The organism is Janthinobacterium sp. BJB401 (assembly GCF_013372745.1).
Classification (GTDB): domain Bacteria; phylum Pseudomonadota; class Gammaproteobacteria; order Burkholderiales; family Burkholderiaceae_D; genus Janthinobacterium; species Janthinobacterium rivuli.
The window spans coordinates 194,639-211,981 of record NZ_JABXFH010000001.1 but is presented as its reverse complement, the minus strand read 5'-3'; the positions used below and the strand labels follow the sequence as shown (position 1 = coordinate 211,981).

The 17,343-nt window shown below is 63.0% G+C and carries 22 protein-coding genes; 8 read left to right on the top strand and 14 right to left on the bottom strand.

Annotated features, from left to right (window positions below):
• Positions 1-31: 31 nt before the first annotated feature.
• From HWE17_RS00950 to HWE17_RS00925, 6 genes are all read right to left on the bottom strand, one after another.
• Positions 32-355: a thioredoxin family protein gene (locus HWE17_RS00950; RefSeq protein WP_176387441.1), complete on the bottom strand. Its 324-nt coding sequence runs from the start codon at positions 353-355 to the stop codon at positions 32-34.
• Positions 356-373: 18 nt separating this feature from the next.
• Positions 374-1,069, bottom strand: a complete 696-nt coding sequence (locus HWE17_RS00945) for a fumarylacetoacetate hydrolase family protein (RefSeq protein ID WP_176387440.1) — start codon at positions 1,067-1,069, stop codon at positions 374-376.
• A gap of 76 nt (positions 1,070-1,145) precedes the next feature.
• Positions 1,146-2,441 (bottom strand): MFS family transporter, encoded by a 1,296-nt coding sequence (locus HWE17_RS00940; RefSeq protein WP_035828173.1) that lies wholly within the window; start codon positions 2,439-2,441, stop codon positions 1,146-1,148.
• A gap of 153 nt (positions 2,442-2,594) precedes the next feature.
• Positions 2,595-3,797, bottom strand: a complete 1,203-nt coding sequence (gene pcaF, locus HWE17_RS00935; RefSeq protein ID WP_176387439.1) for a 3-oxoadipyl-CoA thiolase — start codon at positions 3,795-3,797, stop codon at positions 2,595-2,597.
• 55 nt (positions 3,798-3,852) lie between these two features.
• A complete protein-coding gene (locus tag HWE17_RS00930) occupies positions 3,853-4,494 on the bottom strand; it encodes a 3-oxoacid CoA-transferase subunit B (RefSeq protein ID WP_176387438.1) in 642 nt (213 codons plus the stop codon).
• 10 nt (positions 4,495-4,504) lie between these two features.
• Positions 4,505-5,203 (bottom strand): 3-oxoacid CoA-transferase subunit A, encoded by a 699-nt coding sequence (locus HWE17_RS00925; protein ID WP_076573106.1) that lies wholly within the window; start codon positions 5,201-5,203, stop codon positions 4,505-4,507.
• A 165-nt stretch (positions 5,204-5,368) separates the two neighbouring features.
• Here HWE17_RS00925 and HWE17_RS00920 point away from each other — a divergent pair, with 165 nt between their 5' ends.
• Positions 5,369-6,196 carry an IclR family transcriptional regulator C-terminal domain-containing protein gene (locus HWE17_RS00920; protein WP_176387437.1) on the top strand — a complete coding sequence of 276 codons (828 nt, stop codon included), beginning with the start codon at positions 5,369-5,371 and terminating at the stop codon, positions 6,194-6,196.
• 17 nt (positions 6,197-6,213) lie between these two features.
• Here the strand turns inward: HWE17_RS00920 and HWE17_RS00915 are convergent, their stop codons facing one another.
• From HWE17_RS00915 to HWE17_RS00900, 4 genes are read right to left on the bottom strand one after another with little or no spacing between them, the layout of a single operon-like run.
• Complete coding sequence (locus HWE17_RS00915; protein WP_176387436.1) at positions 6,214-7,071, bottom strand: ChaN family lipoprotein; 858 nt, start codon at positions 7,069-7,071, stop codon at positions 6,214-6,216.
• A gap of 42 nt (positions 7,072-7,113) precedes the next feature.
• Complete coding sequence (locus tag HWE17_RS00910; RefSeq protein WP_176387435.1) at positions 7,114-7,545, bottom strand: DUF6691 family protein; 432 nt, start codon at positions 7,543-7,545, stop codon at positions 7,114-7,116.
• Positions 7,542-7,967, bottom strand: coding sequence for a YeeE/YedE family protein (locus HWE17_RS00905; RefSeq protein WP_035822021.1), 426 nt, complete (start codon positions 7,965-7,967; stop codon positions 7,542-7,544). The genes HWE17_RS00910 and HWE17_RS00905 overlap by 4 nt, the downstream gene beginning before the upstream one ends.
• A gap of 7 nt (positions 7,968-7,974) precedes the next feature.
• A complete protein-coding gene (locus HWE17_RS00900; RefSeq protein ID WP_035822023.1) occupies positions 7,975-8,328 on the bottom strand; it encodes a helix-turn-helix transcriptional regulator in 354 nt (117 codons plus the stop codon).
• A gap of 331 nt (positions 8,329-8,659) precedes the next feature.
• Here HWE17_RS00900 and HWE17_RS00895 point away from each other — a divergent pair, with 331 nt between their 5' ends.
• The gene (locus tag HWE17_RS00895) at positions 8,660-9,064 is read left to right on the top strand and encodes a hypothetical protein (protein ID WP_176387434.1); all 405 of its coding nucleotides are present in this window, start codon (positions 8,660-8,662) and stop codon (positions 9,062-9,064) included.
• 82 nt (positions 9,065-9,146) lie between these two features.
• Here the strand turns inward: HWE17_RS00895 and HWE17_RS00890 are convergent, their stop codons facing one another.
• From HWE17_RS00890 to HWE17_RS00880, 3 genes are read right to left on the bottom strand one after another with little or no spacing between them, the layout of a single operon-like run.
• On the bottom strand, positions 9,147-9,326 hold the full coding sequence (locus HWE17_RS00890; protein WP_035822028.1) for a hypothetical protein: 180 nt from the start codon (positions 9,324-9,326) through the stop codon (positions 9,147-9,149).
• Positions 9,327-9,345: 19 nt separating this feature from the next.
• A complete protein-coding gene (locus tag HWE17_RS00885) occupies positions 9,346-9,927 on the bottom strand; it encodes a DUF1697 domain-containing protein (RefSeq protein ID WP_176387433.1) in 582 nt (193 codons plus the stop codon).
• Between the two features lie 15 nt (positions 9,928-9,942).
• Complete coding sequence (locus HWE17_RS00880; protein ID WP_176387432.1) at positions 9,943-11,520, bottom strand: sensor histidine kinase; 1,578 nt, start codon at positions 11,518-11,520, stop codon at positions 9,943-9,945.
• Positions 11,521-11,730: 210 nt separating this feature from the next.
• Here HWE17_RS00880 and HWE17_RS00875 point away from each other — a divergent pair, with 210 nt between their 5' ends.
• Together HWE17_RS00875 and HWE17_RS00870 are read left to right on the top strand one after the other, a co-directional pair.
• A complete protein-coding gene (locus HWE17_RS00875; RefSeq protein WP_341353810.1) occupies positions 11,731-12,060 on the top strand; it encodes a hypothetical protein in 330 nt (109 codons plus the stop codon).
• Positions 12,057-12,902 (top strand): HDOD domain-containing protein, encoded by an 846-nt coding sequence (locus HWE17_RS00870; RefSeq protein ID WP_176387431.1) that lies wholly within the window; start codon positions 12,057-12,059, stop codon positions 12,900-12,902. The genes HWE17_RS00875 and HWE17_RS00870 overlap by 4 nt, the downstream gene beginning before the upstream one ends.
• 141 nt (positions 12,903-13,043) lie before the next feature.
• Here the strand turns inward: HWE17_RS00870 and HWE17_RS00865 are convergent, their stop codons facing one another.
• The gene (locus HWE17_RS00865; protein ID WP_034746769.1) at positions 13,044-13,370 is read right to left on the bottom strand and encodes a hypothetical protein; all 327 of its coding nucleotides are present in this window, start codon (positions 13,368-13,370) and stop codon (positions 13,044-13,046) included.
• Positions 13,371-14,025: 655 nt separating this feature from the next.
• Between HWE17_RS00865 and miaB the strand changes: the two genes are divergently transcribed.
• From miaB to HWE17_RS00845, 4 genes are read left to right on the top strand one after another with little or no spacing between them, the layout of a single operon-like run.
• Positions 14,026-15,393: a tRNA (N6-isopentenyl adenosine(37)-C2)-methylthiotransferase MiaB gene (gene miaB / locus HWE17_RS00860; RefSeq protein WP_176387430.1), complete on the top strand. Its 1,368-nt coding sequence runs from the start codon at positions 14,026-14,028 to the stop codon at positions 15,391-15,393.
• Positions 15,390-16,454 carry a PhoH family protein gene (locus HWE17_RS00855; RefSeq protein WP_076566429.1) on the top strand — a complete coding sequence of 355 codons (1,065 nt, stop codon included), beginning with the start codon at positions 15,390-15,392 and terminating at the stop codon, positions 16,452-16,454. Before miaB ends, HWE17_RS00855 begins: the two co-directional genes overlap by 4 nt.
• A complete protein-coding gene (gene ybeY, locus HWE17_RS00850; RefSeq protein ID WP_076566427.1) occupies positions 16,438-16,902 on the top strand; it encodes an rRNA maturation RNase YbeY in 465 nt (154 codons plus the stop codon). The genes HWE17_RS00855 and ybeY overlap by 17 nt, the downstream gene beginning before the upstream one ends.
• Before the next feature lie 4 nt (positions 16,903-16,906).
• Positions 16,907-17,326, top strand: coding sequence for a DUF4259 domain-containing protein (locus tag HWE17_RS00845; RefSeq protein ID WP_176387429.1), 420 nt, complete (start codon positions 16,907-16,909; stop codon positions 17,324-17,326).
• The last annotated feature ends 17 nt before the right edge of the window (positions 17,327-17,343 follow it).

The following is a 17,343-nucleotide window of genomic DNA, read 5'->3' as shown; positions in this document are numbered from 1 at the left end:
GTGCGGTGCGGCAAGAAATGATGCAAGCCAATTACGCCTCGATCAGGGCAAACGCCTTGCCGATCTCCGCACTGTCGAGCGGGCGCACGAGGCGCGCCACTTCCTGACCATCTTTCAAAAAAACCAGGGTCGGCCACAGTTTCACCTTGAACGAACGCCCCAGGGCGCGGCCGGGGCCGTCTTCGACGCGCAGGTGCGGCACGCCGGGATGCTGCGCAAACGCGGCGGCCAGCGGCGCCTGGGTGGCGCGGCAGTGGCCGCACCAGCCCGTGCCAAATTCCAGCAGGGCCGGGCCCGTCAAGGCGTCGATCTCGGCGCGCGCCGGTTGTGCTACGGAATATGTGTCGTTCATCATGTGCGTCTCCTTGAGAACTTAGACCACTTTCACGCGCAAAGTGCCCAGGCCATCGATGGCGCCCACCAGCTCGTCACCGCGCTGCACGGCCGCCACGCCGGCCGGCGTGCCTGTGTAGATCAGATCGCCCGGCTGCAAGGTGAAATAGGTCGACAGGTCGGCGATGGTTTCAGCCACGTTCCAGATCAGCATGTCGATGGTGCTGGCCTGGCGCAACTCGCCATTCACGTGCAGGGTGATGGCAGCGCTGCCAATATCACCCGCCTGCGCGGCCGGAGTGATGGGGCCGATGGGCGCCGAATGATCGAAGGCCTTGCCCGTGTCCCACGGACGGCCCAGTTTTTTCGCCGCACCCTGCACGTCGCGTCGCGTCATGTCCAGGCCGATCGCATAACCCCAGACGTGGCTCAACGCATCGGCCACGCCGATGTCGCTGCCGCCCTTGCCGATGGCCACCACCAGTTCCATCTCGTGCTGGAAATCCTGCGTCTGCGCCGGGTATGGCAGTTCACCCGTCGCGCCAGCTGGCACGGGCAGCACGGCGTCGTTGGGTTTCATGAAGAAAAAAGGCGCCTCGCGGCCCGTGTGGCCCATTTCCTTGGCATGGTCGACATAGTTACGGCCCACGCAATAGATGCGGTGGACGGGAAAGCTGTCGGCGCTGCCCGTGACGGGAACGCTGGGCTGGATGGCTGCGGGAATGACATACGACATGAAAACTCCTGATCGGCACGATAGAAAGACGGTGATGAAAAAGGGACACCGCAGTGTCCCCCATTTTACGACAACGTTACTTCAACAGCCCCGAGCGGCTCGGGTCCGGCATGCGGATGGCAACGATGAAGGAAATCAGGCACATGACGGTCACGTACCAGTAGAAATACTCTTCCACGTGCCAGGCCTTGAACTGCAGCGCCACGTATTCGGCCGAACCGCCGAACATGGCGTTGGCGACCGCATACGACAGGCCCACGCCCAGCGCACGCACTTCGACGGGAAACATTTCGGCCTTGATCAAGCCGCTGATCGACGTGTAGAAACTGATGACGGCCAGGGCGATGATGATCAGGCCAAACGCCGCGTACGGGCTGGTGACGTCTTTCAAGGCATGCATGATCGGCAACACGCACAGAGTGGCCAGGCCGCCAAAGAACAGCATCGAGGTGCGGCGGCCGATGCGGTCGGACAAGGCGCCGAACACCGGTTGCAAAATCATGTACACCAGCAAGGCGCAGGTCATGACGGCGCTGGCCGTCTTGGTATCCATGCCGGCCGTATTGACCAGGTATTTCTGCATGTAGGTGGTAAACGTGTAGAACACGAGCGAGCCGCCGGCCGTAAAGCCCAGCACCGTGATGAAGGCGCGCTTGTGCTTGAGCAAGCCGCGCAGGCTGCCCGCATCCTTGTCCTTGCGCTCGCTGGCGGTGGTCGTTTCCGTCAGGGATTTACGCAGGTTCAGCGACACGAGGGCCGCCAGGGCGCCGAACACGAACGGGATACGCCAGCCCCAGGCGCGCAATTCTTCCAGCGTCAGCAATTGTTGCAAGACCACCAGCACCAGCAAGGCCAGCAGCTGGCCGCCGATCAGGGTCACGTACTGGAACGAGGCAAAGAAACCGCGCTTGCCCGATTCCGACACTTCGCTCATGTAGGTGGCGCTGGTGCCATATTCGCCGCCCACGGACAAGCCCTGGAACAGACGCGCCACGAGCAGCAGGAACGGCGCGAAGGCGCCGATGGTTTCATAGGTCGGCAGCACGGCGATCATCAGGGAGCCGCCGCACATCATCAGCACGGAAATCATCATCGACTGGCGGCGGCCGTATTTGTCGGCGATACGGCCGAACAGCCAGCCGCCCACGGGACGCATGAGGAAGCCGGCGGCAAAAATGCCGGCAGTCTGCAGCAGCTGCGTCGTCGGGTTGCCGGAAGGGAAGAAAGCGTGCGAGAAATACAGCGCGCAGAACGAGTAAATGTAGAAGTCGAACCATTCGACCAGGTTACCGGAGGAAGCGCCAATGATGGCCTTGATGCGCTGCTGGGAAGTCAGCTGCGCAACGTCATGCGGAGTATCGTGGGATGTCATATCAGTCTTCTTGTTCGTGTGAAAAAGCCAACGCCAGCCGGATTGCCCAGGCTGGTTTTGCATCATACGCCCTTGATCCGGGTCAAAAAGCCGCCCGGCATACGCGTTAATACGTATGACGGGCAACTTTTTTTCGCCTGCGGGCGCGTGGAATCAGACCCGTTCCAGCACCAGCGCGATGCCCTGCCCCACGCCGATGCACATGGTACAGAGCGCATAACGCCCGCCCGTGCGGTGCAGCTGGTTGACGGCCGTCATGGCCAGGCGTGCGCCCGAGGCGCCCAGCGGGTGGCCCAGGGCGATGGCGCCCCCATTCGGGTTGACGCGCGCATCGTCGTCAGGCAAGCCCAGCTGGCGCAGCACGGCCAGGCCTTGCGCGGCAAACGCTTCGTTCAGTTCGATGACGTCGAAGTCGGCCAGGGTCAAACCCGTCATGGCCAGCACTTTCAGGGTGGCGGGCGCGGGACCGATGCCCATGATGCGCGGCGCCACGCCAGCCGTGGCCATGGCCACGACCCTGGCGCGCGGCGTCAGGCCGAAGCGGGCCGCGTTCGCTTCATCAGCCAGCAGCAGCGCCGCCGCGCCATCGTTGACGCCGGACGCGTTGCCGGCGGTAATCGTGCCGTCCGTGCGCACGACGGGTTTCAATTTGGCCAGGGTCTCCAGGGTGGTGGCGCGCGGGTGCTCGTCGCGGCTGACAACAACGAGGTCGCCCTTCTTTTGCGCGATGCTGACAGGGCAGATTTCACTGTCGAACACGCCCGCCTGCTGCGCCGCCAAGGCCTTGACCTGGCTGGCCAGGGCGAACGCATCCTGGTCCGCGCGGCTGATACCGAAGTCGGACGCCACGTTTTCCGCCGTTTCCGGCATCGAATCGACGCCGTACTGCGCCTTCATCAGCGGGTTGATGAAACGCCAGCCGATGGTCGTGTCTTCCATTTTCATGCCGCGCGAAAAAGCGCTTTCGGCCTTGCCCATGACAAACGGCGCACGGCTCATGCTTTCCACGCCGCCGGCGATCATCAAGCCCGCCTCGCCGCTCTTGATGAAGCGGGCGGCGCTGCCGATGGCGTCCAGGCCCGAACCGCACAGGCGGTTCAGGGTGGCGCCCGGCACGCTGTCGGGCAGGCCGGCCAGCAGGGCCGCCATACGCGCCACGTTGCGGTTGTCCTCGCCCGCCTGGTTGGCGCAGCCGTACAGCACGTCGGTAACAAAAGTCCAGTCCACCTCGGGATTGCGCGCCATCAAGGCACGGATGGGCACGGCGCCCAGGTCGTCGGCGCGCACGCCAGCGAGTCCACCGCCGTAGCGGCCGAACGGCGTACGCTGCGCGTCGCAAATGTATGCGTGGGTCATGTTCTTTCCTCCAAGAAATTGTGTTGCGTATTGATGGTGACGTATTGATGCTGAACTAACGTCCGTCCGTCAGCGGCACGGCCGTCAACGCTTGCAGCTGTTCAAAACTCAAACCATCGGCCAGTTCGACGACCGTGGCGCCATTTGGCCCCAGGTCAAGCACGGCCAGGTCGCTGTAGATGCGGCTGACGCAGCCGATGCCCGTCAGCGGATAAGTGCAGGCCTGCACCAGCTTGCTTTCACCCGTCTTGGTCAGCAATTCCATCATGACCCAGGTTTTTTTCGCGCCGATGGCCAGGTCCATGGCCCCGCCCACGGCGGGAATGGCGTCTGGCGCGCCCGTGTGCCAGTTGGCCAGGTCGCCCGTGGCGGATACTTGAAACGCGCCCAGCACGCAAATGTCCAGGTGGCCGCCGCGCATCATGGCGAAGCTGTCGGCATGGTGGAAATAGCTGCCACCGGGCAGCAAGGTGACGGGCTGCTTGCCCGCGTTGATCAGGTCGTAGTCTTCCTCGCCCGGCGCTGGCGCGGGGCCCATGCCGATGACGCCGTTTTCGCTGTGCAGGATGATGTCGGCGCCAGCCGGCAAGTGGTTCGCCACAAAGGTCGGCAAGCCGATGCCGAGGTTGACGACACTGCCCTCATGGATGTCGGCCGCCACACGGGCCGCCATTTGATCTCGATTCCATTTATTCATTTGTTACTCCTCAGGCAGCTTTGAAGCCGGCGGGGCCGGTGGCCGTGCGCGGCACTTGCACGAGGCGCTGCACGAACAGCCCCGGCGTGATGACGTGCTCGGGATCGATGCTGCCCAAGTCAAGCACCTCGTGCACGGAAGCAATGCTGACTTTCGCGGCCATGGCCATGATGGGGCCGAAGTTGCGCGCCGTCTTGCGGTAAGTCAGGTTGCCCCAGCGGTCGCCCTGCTCCGCCTTGATCAGCGCGAAATCGGCGTGGATCGGTGACTCGAACACATACATGCGGCCATCGATCTCGCGCGTTTCCTTGCCCTTGGCCAAGTCCGTGCCATAGCCCGTGGGCGTGAAAAAGCCGCCGATGCCGGCGCCGGCGGCGCGGATGCGCTCGGCCAGATTGCCCTGCGGCACCAGCTCCAGCTCCAGCTTGCCCGCGCGGTACAAGGCATCGAAGACGTGGGAATCGGCCTGGCGCGGGAACGAGCAGATGATCTTGCGCACTTGCCCGTTTTTCAGCAGGGCGGCCAGGCCCGTGTCGCCGTTGCCCGCATTATTGTTGACGATGACGAGGTCGCGCGCGCCCTGGGCGATCAAGCCGTCGATCAGCTCGGCCGGCTGGCCCGCGCCGCCAAAGCCGCCAATCATGACGGTGGCGCCATCGTGGATATCGGCCAGCGCATCAAGCACGCTGGAACGCAGTTTGTCGATCATTGCGGTCTCCTTCACATCAAACTCATCGGCCATTTGTTCGTATAACGAACAAATATTCGTATTTAGAACTTATTCGTGAGAATATGCCTGATCGGGGCGCTTGTCAATTTGCCGTTTTCGCCAGCGCCATGGCTATAATTGCCACCTTGATCCATTGGAATTGCCATGACCGCACGCAGCAGCACCTCCCTTGCTACCGAAGAAACCGTCGATGCGGACGGCGCGCCCCGCCCTGGCGACAGCTATGTGCAATCGTTTGCACGGGGCCTGGCCGTGCTGCGCAGCTTTGGCGCGGACGCGCCGCAACAGACCTTGAGCGAAGTGGCGGAACGGGCGCAGCTGACGCGCGCGGGCGCGCGGCGCATCCTGCTCACCTTGCTGCATCTCGGTTATGTGGAAGCGGACGGGCGGCTGTTCCGTTTGACGCCCAAGGTGCTCGACCTCGGTTATGCGTATCTATCGTCCCTGCCCGTGTGGACGCAGGCGCAGCCGCTGCTGGAAGAATTGATGCAGACCTTGCGCCAGTCGTGCTCGGCCACCGTGCTCGACGGCGACGACATCGTGTATGTCGTGCGCCTGTCCGCGCACCGCACCATGTCGATCAACCTGGGCATCGGCAGCCGCCTGCCCGCCTACTGCACCTCGATGGGCAGAGTGTTGCTATCGGGCCTGGCGCCCGACGTGCTGCGTGAACGGCTGTCGAAGATGGCGCTGCTGAAAATCACGCCGGCAACCAAGGTCGATATCGACGTCTTGATGGAAGAGATCGCGCAAGTGCGGCGCCAGGGCTGGTGCCTGGTGCAGGAAGAGCTGGAGCAAGGCTTGATCGCCCTGGCCGCGCCCGTGTTCGACCGGGCCGGCAAAGTGGTGGCGGCAATCAACGTCAGCGGCCAGACGGCGGGGCCGTCCGTGGCGCACCTGCTGGAACACAGCTTGCCGAAACTGCTCGATACGGCAAGCCGGGTCAGCGCGCTGGTGCGGGTGCAGCAGTAGCGTTTACTTTATAAATCTTATTTTTTAAACTTCAGGCACGGGTCGGGGCGCGGCTGCGCCGGCATCGTTTGCGTCAGGTCAAACGTGCCCTTGAAACCGCTGCCACCCTGTTCCAGGTAGCCGATGCTGCGCACGTTCAGCTGCGGGTCGGCCAGTTTCAGCCAGCGGGGCACGCCGATGTCCTTGCGCACATGCTCGTTGCCGGCGATCAGCACCACGTCGCGCGGCGCCTGGTCGCGGATCAGCTTGGCCATCCAGATATCGCGCGCCACCTGGGCGTTGACGACGCCACCCACCATCATGTCGGGCAGCATATTGCAGCGGGCCGCCTGGACTTCCTTCTGTTGCCCATCCAAAATGTCTGCCGGCACGGGCGTAGCCAGGTAGGTGGCCACCATGGCGGGCGGCATGGACCACTGGATGCCGTCGCGTACGATGCGCGAGGCATCGGCCGGCGACAGATTGCCGGCAACCAGGGTCAGCTGGTAGCTGATGACGAGGTCCAGCACCGGGCGGTACAAGCTCCAGTCCCAGCGCGGCTGTTCCATCACGCGGATGATGCAATCGGGGTCGGCGCAATCGCGCGCGGCGCGCGTCAGCAAGTCCTGGTTGTCGCGGTCGAACTGTTCCATGACAATCACGGGACGCCAGCCGGCCGCCAGGCGGCGGCGCAATTCTTCCACGCGCAGGCGCTGGCCTTGCGCATTGTCATGGACTTCACCGAGCAGCAGCACTTGCGGATTGGGCAAGGTGTCGGCCACGGGCGCGGGAGCGGGCGGCGCTGACTTCTTCAGCAAGCTGCCGCAGGCGGCCAGGGCCAGCACGCTACACAGCAGGGCGGCGCGCGCGCCGGCGCGGAAAATCACGGTTGTCATGTAAGCGGTATCCAAAGTGGCGATGCGCCAGATTGTACCGTCTCAGGCCGGCGCGGGCAGCTTGCGGCGCTCCAGCACTTCAAACACGGCCATACCTGCCAGCATGGCGCCCACAAACAGCCACGCCTTCGGCTGACCCGCCAGCAGGGACACGAGGGCGGGGCCAGGACAAAAACCGGCGATGCCCCAGCCCGCGCCAAAGGCCAGGCTGCCCAGCAGCAAGCGCCGGTCGATGCGCCGCGATGCCGGCAATTGCATGGCTACACCCAACAGCGACCTGGCGCGCCGCCGCGCCAGCCAGAAGGCGGGCAAGGCCACGCCGATGGCGCCACCCATCACCAGCGCCAGCGACGGGTCCCAGGCGCCGGCCAGATCGAGGAAAGCGAGCACCTTGGCCGGGTTGCTCATGCCAGAGACGATCAGGCCCACACCAAAGACGAGGCCGCTCAACAGGGAAAGAATCAGCTTGCTCATAAGTGTCGCAACAGATAGACGGTGAGAAAACCTGCCGCCATGAAGGCGCAAGTGGCCGCCAGCGAACGCGCAGACAGGCGCGACAGGCCGCACACGCCGTGGCCGCTGGTGCAGCCGGCGCCATAGCGCACACCCACGCCCACCAGCAGGCCCGCCACGATCAGGGCCGGCGTGCCCGCGTCGATCTGTACGGGCGGCAAGGCTTGCCACAGCTGGTACAGCAGGGGCGTGCCGATCAGGCCGGCAAGAAAGGCGATACGCCAGCCCAGGTCGCCGCTGCGCGGGCGCAGCAAGCCGCCGACAATGCCGCTGATGCCGGCGATGCGGCCATTGAACAGAATCAGCAGGGCCGCCGCCAGACCGATCAGCATGCCGCCGGCCAGCGAGGCCCACGGCGTGAAGTGCTGCCAGGCTATGTTCATGGCAGTATCAGTCCGCTTCGTCGTTGAAGGTGGGGCGCGGCGCGCAAAATTGCGCGTACAGCACTTGCAGCACGGCCAGCACGGGCGCGCTGGCGACGCGGTAATAAATCTGCTTGCCGTCGCGCCGCGTGGCCACCAGCATCTCTTCGCGCAGCACGCCCAGCTGCTGCGACAGGGTCGGCTGGCCGATGCCCACTTTCTGTTCGAGGTCGCTGACGCAATGCTCGCCCTGCGACAGCTGGCACAGCAGCATCAAACGGTCGGCATTGCCCATGGCCTTGAGCAGCGAGCTGGCCTTGTAGGCCGAGCCACGCATAGCGTCGAGGTTGTATTCGGCATGTTGTGTTGCAACTGTCTCCATCTTGCCCTCCCACAGGCGGTCATATTGAACATCGTGCGATAAACAATATACTAATCAATATATTGTTTTCGTGCTGGCGATTCGCACAAAAAAACAACAGTGTTTTTCAGCGATAGCGTGCTCATGCCAAGTGTGCGGCAGCGATAGCCTGCGCGCTATCAAAATGATAAATATTCGTAATTTAATGCAAATATACGTAGCAAAATTGACACGATTTGTGCTGTAATAAGGCCTCATCAGAAAAATCGTGATACGCCCCCGTACAGGCGAATTGTCCGTCCAGGCGCAGGCCGGTTTCGGCCGCACCGCACGGTGAACCAGGGAGTCAAAGATGAAGATACTTGAGCCGCTATGCATGGCCATGCTGGCGCTGTCGGCGTGTGCCGGCAATGTGGCGGCCAGCGATAGTTCCCCGCCCACGGCACGCGCGCCTGTCGTGAGCGACGACAGTCTCGGTTTCACCAGCACGGCGGACAATCCCGGCTGGGAAACACCGGACTTGCCGTATGCGCGCCTGCTGGCGCAGGACTCGACGCTCAATGCCACCCCGCGCTGGCGCAGCGCCGGTGCGCGCCAGGGCGCACTGCCGCCGCCCGCGGCCACCATCCCGGCGGTACAGCAGGCGAACGTGCCGCCGCCCGTGCCCGAAGCGAGCATGGTCTCGATGTTGCTGGTGGGACTGGGCTTGCTGGCCTTTAGCATGCACGGTGAAAAACAGGAAAAATTCGATAGCTGAGCTTATTGCGGCGGCCGATGCCGCTGCCTTAAAAAAATTCCGCCTTGTGCGGAATTTTTTTGACCACGTCAATCGTCCGGCCTCACTTGTCCAGCAAACGGCAGACTCTTTCGATATTCCCGACAGGAATGCCTGACTTCAGGGCGCGCGCGATGCAGGCCGCCTTGTCCGTGCCCGAGGCGGAAATGAGCACGAAGGCCGTGCCCAGGGCGCTGACGGCAAGCAGCAGGATCAGCACGCCCTTGACGATATCCCAGTTCATGGCGTCTCGATGGTAGACATCAGTGCTCCTTGGCAGATGTGGCTGCCGCCTCCGGCCCGTTCAGCAGCGCCTGTAATTTTTGCATGGTGGCCCAGTTGCGCGAGGTGACGCCATCGCCCAGCAGCACACCGAGCGCCGCCACCACCTTGCTGGCCAGCACGCCATCGGGACACCAGGCATACGCGGCCCATTGGCCCAGCGCCAGCGCTTCCGGCTGCCACGGCCGCTGCAGCAAGGGCGCCAGGCGCTGCATGTCGGCCGGATTGTTCAGCACCAGGGTCAGCAGACGGGCCGCATCGGCCGCAGGCGCCAACGTGTTTTGTTCGATCAGTTCGGCAAACTGGCTGGCCGACAGCACCGTCACCCTGGCCGCCACGCCCAGCTTCAGCACCAGCGCTTCCTCGATGCGGGCAGCGGCATCGGCCGGCGCGACCTTGCCGCCGTCATACACGACGTTACCGCTGTTGAGGACGGTGCGCGCCTGCGCAAAACCCAGGTCGCCCAGCAGCTTGCGCAAGTCGGCCATGGCCACGCGCTTGGCGCGGCCCACATTGATGCCGCGCAAAAGCGCCACTTGCTGACTGTTTTCCATCTGTGCCATGTCTTGTCTCCTTGCCTATGCCTGGCCGGCCGGCACGCTGGCGGCGCCTTCCGGCAATGGCGTCACCTTGGGCAAGCGCAGCAGGAACATCGCGCCCTGCCCCAAGGTGCTGCTGACCGTGATGGTGCCGCCAAACTGCTTGGCAATCAAGTTGAATACGATATTCAAGCCCAGGCCCGTGCCGCCCTGTCCGCGCCGCGTGGTGACAAACGGATCGAACACGCGGTCGAGCATGTCGGGCGCGATGCCGCGGCCGTTGTCGCGCACCTGCATGGCGATCCAGTCCTTGTCGCCATGCACGCCGATATGGATATGGCCGTCCGTGTCCGCATCAAAGGCGTGCTCGACGCAGTTCAGGACCAGGTTGGTCAGCACCTGCGCCAGCGCGCCCGGATAGCTGTCGAGCATGATGCCGGGCGGGCAATCGATATCGATGCGGATGCGCGTCTTTTTCAGGGTCGGCTGCAGGCTCGAGATCACCTCGCCAATATAGTCGCGCAATTCAAATAAACGGCGCGCCTCGCTGACCTGGTCGACGGCGATCTGCTTGAAACTGTGGATCAGGTGCGCGGCGCGGTAGGCATTGTTCATGATCAGGCGCGCACTCTCGCCGGCCGTTTCCAGGTAGCGCACGATATCGGTCTTCTTCACGCTGCCGCCGGCCACCGCCGCACTGATCTCATCGGTCGCTTCCTTCAGCACCGAGGCACTGGTCAGCGCGATGCCGACCGGGGTGTTGATTTCATGCGCCACGCCAGCCACCAGGCTGCCCAGCGAGGCCAGGCGTTCCGACTGCAGCAACGATTCCTGCGCGCGGCGCAGCTCGTCCATGGCCTGCGCCGTTGCCTGCTGCGAGCGGCGCGCCATGTCTTCCGCCTCGCGGCTGCCCTCGATGATGGACTTGAGCTTGCGCTGCACGGCATTGAAGCCGCGGATCACGTCGCCCAGTTCGTCGCGCCGGTTTTCCGGCAGCTCTTCAACCTCGTCGCTGCCGCGCGTGGCCAGGTCGAACAAGCCGTCGCGCAACTGTTTCAAGGGACCAAAGACGATGCGCAGGCTCAGCGCCAGGGCGCCCACCAAAATGATGTCAAGCAGCAACACTTCCAGCACCTTGCGCCGCACTTCGCCGCGCAGGGCCGCATCGATCTGGGCGCGGCTGAAATTGACGATGACCTTGCCGACGATCACCGGCTTGCCGCCCGTGGCCGCGGCCACGGCGTCGCGGAACACCAGCGGTGCCTCGACGGGCGTGCCGCCCATGGCCACGTCGGCGCTCAAGGGCACCAGGGTGCCGGCCGCGTCGCGCACTTCGCCCGCGAACAGGCCGACGGAAGCGTCGTAGACGCGGATGCCAACCAGTTCCGGCGGCAGCATTTCGGCTGCGACGATGCTGTCAACCTTGGATTTGTCGAGGTCCCACAGGGCCGAAGGCAAGCTCGTCTGCAAGCGCGTCAGCACGCCGCTGCGCAAGCGCGCGCTGCCCGATTCGAGTTCCTGGCTCAGTGTATATTGGGTATAGGTACCCGAAATGCCCAGCACCAGGGTGACGATCACGACAAAAAGCAGGGTCAGCCGGACTTGGATACTCACCATCGATCAATACTCCCCGTGCCAGGCCGCCAGCCCGCGGCGCGGGCGCACAGACGTCAGCGGACAACAGCCTGAATCAAATGTACGGTATGACATACTTATTGGCAAGATTTACAGCAATGCCGTTTTCCTCAGGGCCTTGATACAGGTTGAGACATTGCGTCATGGCAATGGTAATATCCCGCAATCATCTAAGGAGTCGTCATGGCGGTCATGCATCAACATCTACCCCTGGAACAAGTTCGTCCTGGCATGGTCTTGTCGGATGTCTTGCTCGATGCGCATGGACAAGTGCTGCTGCCGCAAGGCGCGGTACTCACGGAAAACATGCTGGCCCTGATGCCGCGCCACAACATCGACATGCTGCCGATCCAGGCGCCGCCACCGTCACCCGAAGAAATCGCCGCGCAACAGGCGGCCGACAGTGAACGGCTGGCCTACCTGTTCCGCAAGCATGACCCCGAGGATCCCCTGGACGCGGCCACCACCTTGCTGCGCGCCTATGTCACGGCTTACCGCCTGGGCACGGGAGAGGCCGCATGAGCACCCAGCTGACGCTCGACGACATCGTCGCCCACCTCGACGATCTGCCCTCGCTGCCCGCCGTCGTGATGGAACTGCTCAACAGCATCGACCAGGAAGACGTCGATATTTCCGTGCTGGCCAAAAAAGTGTCGTACGACCAGGCGCTGACGGCAAAAACCCTGCGCCTGGCCAACTCCTCGCAATATGGCTTGCAAGTCAAAGCCACCACCATTCAGCAGGCGATCACGTACCTGGGCTTCCAGACGACGCGCAGCCTGATCACGTCGGCCGCCATCACGGGTTGCTTCCCGGAAGGACGCTGCCCCGGTTTCGACGACAAGGCTTTCTGGCGCCATTCGGTGGCCACGGCCGCTTGCGCCAAGGTGCTGGCGCGGCAGATCCGCTTCAACCAGGACTACGCCTTCACGGCCGGCTTGCTGCACAACATCGGCCGCCTGGTGCTGGTCAGCAGCTTTCCCGCGCACTATGCGCAAGTCATCGCGTACCAGGCGGCGCACGATTGCAGCCTGCTCGAAGCGGAGCAGACCGTGCTGGGCGTGGATCACGTGCAGGCTGGCGTGGCGCTGGCCGAGCACTGGAATTTTTCCGACACCATGCGCCTGGCGCTGGGCAACTACCTGCAGCCGGAAACGCCGGGGGCAGGCTTCCTCGCATCGTTGATCCACGTGGCCAATGCGATTGTGTGCGCGCTCGACCTGGCGCAGGCGGGCGACGACATGGTGCCGCGCGTCTCGCCGGTGGCCTGGGATGCGCTGGGCCTGGGCGAAGACACGTATCTGCAGCTGTTCCGCGAAACGGAGCTGCGCTACGATGAAATCACCTCGGCGCTGTTGAGCTAAACACTGGCGCAAACGCAAACGGCTCTCGCTGCGAGGCGAAAGCCGTTAGGGGTAGTACGGTACGTCCATGCTGCCCGGTCCACGCCAGCCTGTTGCCGCCAGCAGCTACGCAAGCGGCACAGTCAGCGTGCAACCGCCACATCAGTGCGCGTAATTCGATTCTTGCGCATCGCCGCGGTCTTCCGCTTTTGGACGGCCCTGGGCGTCGGACAAACGATACTTGGTGCGGCGGTCGCCCATCAGGTCGCGCAGGTCACGGATGCTCATGCCCGTCACTTCGTGCATGCGGATCAGCAGCGAGGCGCCGACCGGCAAGCGGTGGTGGCGGATCTTGCTGATGACGGGTGGCGCCACTTCCAGCAGACGCGACAGGGCTGCATCGTTTTTCAGCTGCATCTTGCTCAGCAGAATATCCAGCAGGTGGTTCGGGTTGTAACTCTCTTGCGATGCTAATGCATGATGTGCCATGATTTTTCCTCGTCTGGTGAATGTAGAAAATAATGCCGATTCGAACTTAAGGCTGGCTTAGAGTGTTTAATTAAATAAACGTCTTTCCATCGGATTCAGCCTCCCCTCCTTATCGCACTGCCTGCACAGGACCTGCACAGCCACGCCCAGCCAGGGTACGCAGCTTGCCGCGTGAGTAAAGACACTAAAAGCAAGTGCAATTCTCTGAAATGAATTGCATATAAGACAATATACTAGCCCAATCACGCAGCATCTGCGCCTCGCGCAAACTTCCTGATTGTTAAATATCAATCAAGCTGCTGGTTGGCTTGGCAACGATGCTATTTCAACACATTAGGATGCCAGCGGGCGCACACAAGGCTTTGCAGCAACTTGTTACAAATCAATGGTGTTGTACGGCAATAAATGCTTTTAGGCATTACTGAAAATGGGCGCATATACAGGCGGCAACCTTGTCGGCAAGGTAAGCACAACATGGCCCGCCCCGGCGATTTACGCTAAACTATGGCCTGAACTTGCAGCGAGCCTGCCACCGGGCAGCCAGAGGCGCCCGGCCGGTCATCCACCGCGCCCCACCCTGAGCGGCCCCCTGCGCTGCAGCATCCTGCCCAACCATCTTGTTTGCCGCCACACTTACCGATAAGCGCCCGACGCCATGCAGAAAAAAGTATTCATTAAAACCTTCGGCTGCCAGATGAACGAGTACGACTCGGACAAGATGGCCGACGTGCTGGGCGCCTCCGATGGCCTGGTGCGCACCGACACGCCGGAAGACGCCGATGTGATCCTGCTCAACACCTGCTCAGTGCGCGAAAAGGCGCAGGAAAAAGTGTTTTCCGACCTGGGCCGTCTGCGCGAGCTGAAACTGGCCAAGCCGCACCTGCTGATCGGCGTGGGCGGCTGCGTGGCGTCGCAGGAAGGCGACGCCATCGTCAAGCGCGCGCCGTATGTCGACATGGTCTTCGGCCCGCAGACCCTGCACCGCCTGCCGCAGATGATCGAACTGCGCCGCTCCAGCGGCGCCTCGCAGGTGGACATCAGCTTCCCGGAGATTGAAAAGTTCGATCACATGCCGCCAGCCAAGGTGGAAGGCGCTTCGGCGTTCGTTTCCATCATGGAAGGCTGCAGCAAATATTGCAGCTACTGCGTCGTGCCCTACACGCGCGGCGAGGAAGTGTCGCGCCGCTTCGAGGACGTGCTGACGGAAGTGGCGGGCCTGGCCGCCCAGGGCGTCAAGGAAATCACGCTGCTGGGGCAAAACGTGAACGCCTACCGGGGTGCGATGGAAGGCGGAGACATCGCCGACTTCGCCCTGCTGCTCGAATACGTGGCCGATATCCCCGGCATCGAACGCATGCGCTTCGTCACCAGCCACCCGAAGGAATTCACGCAGCGCCTGATCGACGCCTACGCGAAGATCCCGCAACTGGTCGACCATTTATACCTGCCGGCGCAGCACGGTTCCGACAAGATCCTCGGCGCCATGAAGCGCGGCTACACGGGCCTCGAATACAAGTCCATCATCCGCCGCATCCGCGCCGTGCGCCCGAACATGGCCATTTCGTCGGACTTCATCGTGGGTTTCCCTGGAGAAACCCAGGCCGACTTCGACGCCATGATGAAGCTGATCGCCGACGTGGGTTTCGACAACAGCTATAGCTTCATCTTCAGCAAGCGCCCCGGCACGCCGGCCGCCAGCCTGGAAGACGACACGCCGCATGAATTCAAGCTGGCCCGGCTGCAACAATTGCAGGCGGCCATCGACGCCAACACGCGCAAGTACAGCCTGGCCATGGTGGGCACGGTGCAAACCATCCTCGTCGAAGGCCGTTCGAAAAAGGACACCGATGACAGTGAACTGCAAGGCCGCACGGAGAACAACCGCGTGGTCAATTTCGACGCCGGCCCCGACGGTTTGCAATTGATCGGCCAGCTGGTCGACGTGCGCATCACCGAAAGCCATTCCTACACCCTGCGCGGCGAACTCGTCGCCAGCGCACCCGCATTGAAAAGAGCCAGTTGAAAACCAAAGCCCCGATACAGCCGCATTACTTCATCCCCGAGCCGCTCGACAACACGCGCCTGGCGCATCTGTGCGGCCCCCTCGATGAAAACCTGCGCCAGATTTCCGCCGCTCTCGACGTGACGATCTTCCGCCGCGGCGAGAAGTTCATCGTCGGCGGCAGCAATGCCGCGCGCGCCGTGGAAATCCTGGAACAGTTCTACGCCATCGCCAACAAGGTCGTGCCGCTGGAAGAAGTGCAACTGGCCCTGGTGGAGCAGCGCGCGGGCCTGTCCGCCGCCTCGGAACACCACGCCAACGCACCCGCCAGCACCTTCGTCGAGCCGGACATCGCCAGCCCCGTGCTGAAAACGCGGCGCTCCGACCTGCGCGGGCGCACGCCGCACCAGATCGCGTATTTGCGCGACATCCTCGAACACGACATCAGCTTCGGCGTGGGTCCGGCCGGCACGGGTAAAACCTACCTGGCCGTCGCCTGCGCCGTCGACGCGCTCGAACGCGACGCCGTCAAGCGCATCATTTTGACGCGCCCCGCCGTCGAAGCGGGCGAGCGCCTGGGCTTTTTGCCGGGCGACCTGGCGCAAAAGGTCGATCCGTATCTGCGCCCCCTTTACGATGCGCTGTACGACTTGCTGGGCTTTGACCGCACGCAAAAACTGTTTGAAAAACAGGTGATCGAGATCGCACCGCTGGCCTATATGCGCGGGCGCACCCTGAACCACGCCTTTGTCATCCTTGATGAAGCGCAAAACACCACCGTCGAACAGATGAAGATGTTTTTGACGCGCATCGGCTTTGGCAGCAAGGCCGTGGTGACGGGCGACGTCACGCAAGTCGACCTGCACAAGAGCCAGACAAGCGGCCTGATCGACGCCGTGCAAGTGCTGAAAGACGTGCGCGGCATTGGCTTTACGCAATTTAACAGCACCGATGTGGTGCGCCACCCGCTCGTCGCGCGCATCGTCGACGCCTATGAAACGGCGCAGGCCGCCAGCGCCGACGCCGCCCAGTTGCTCCCCCTGATCAAACCAGCCGCCGCCAAAAATGTCCGAAAAAAATAAACTGTCCTTGTCCGTGCAATACCCGGACGCCCGCCTGGAAACCCTGATCACGCGCCCGAAAGTGCGCCGCTGGGTCAAGGCGGCCCTGTTCGCCCCGGCCGAATTCACCATCCGCTTCGTCGACGCGGAAGAAGGCCGCAGCCTGAACCGCGACTACCGCGAAAAGGACTACGCCACCAACGTGCTGACGTTTGCCTACAACGAAGGCGAGGAACTGGCCGAGGACGAACCGACGCGCGCCGACATCATCCTGTGCACGGACGTGCTGGAAAAGGAAGCGGCGGAACAAAAGAAAAGCGTGGAAGAGCACACGGCCCATCTGATCGTGCACGGCGTGCTGCATGCGCAGGGCTACGACCACATGGATGACGAGGAAGCGGCCGAGATGGAGGGCCTGGAAACGGAGATCCTCGCGAAACTCGGCATCACCGACCCGTACAAGGAATAAGGACATGGGCACCTGGGCACTTGATGCCTTCGGCAACGACTACGCCATGGATTGGGCGCAGGATTTGCACGAATATAAAACACTGGAACTGGTCGAGACGACGCTCGACAACGTCATCGACAGCCAGGAAGCGGAACTGGAAGCGCCGTTCGCCGCCGAGGCGCTGGCCGCGCTGGAAGTGATCGCCCGCCTCTTGGGCAAGCCGGGCGAGGCCGACCCGGCCACGGCTGAGGTGGACGAATGGGTGGCCGCCTGCAGGAAGAAAGTCACGCCGCCGCTGCTGGAGAAGGCCCGCCTGGCCTTCGACAGGATCACCGCCGAGACCTCGGAACTGCGCCAGTTGTGGCAGGACAGCGAACATTTCGCCGACTGGCAGGCCGACGTGGCCGGCTTGCGCGCGCGCGTGCTGGGCCAGGACGCCTGAAACGTCGGGCAACGGCG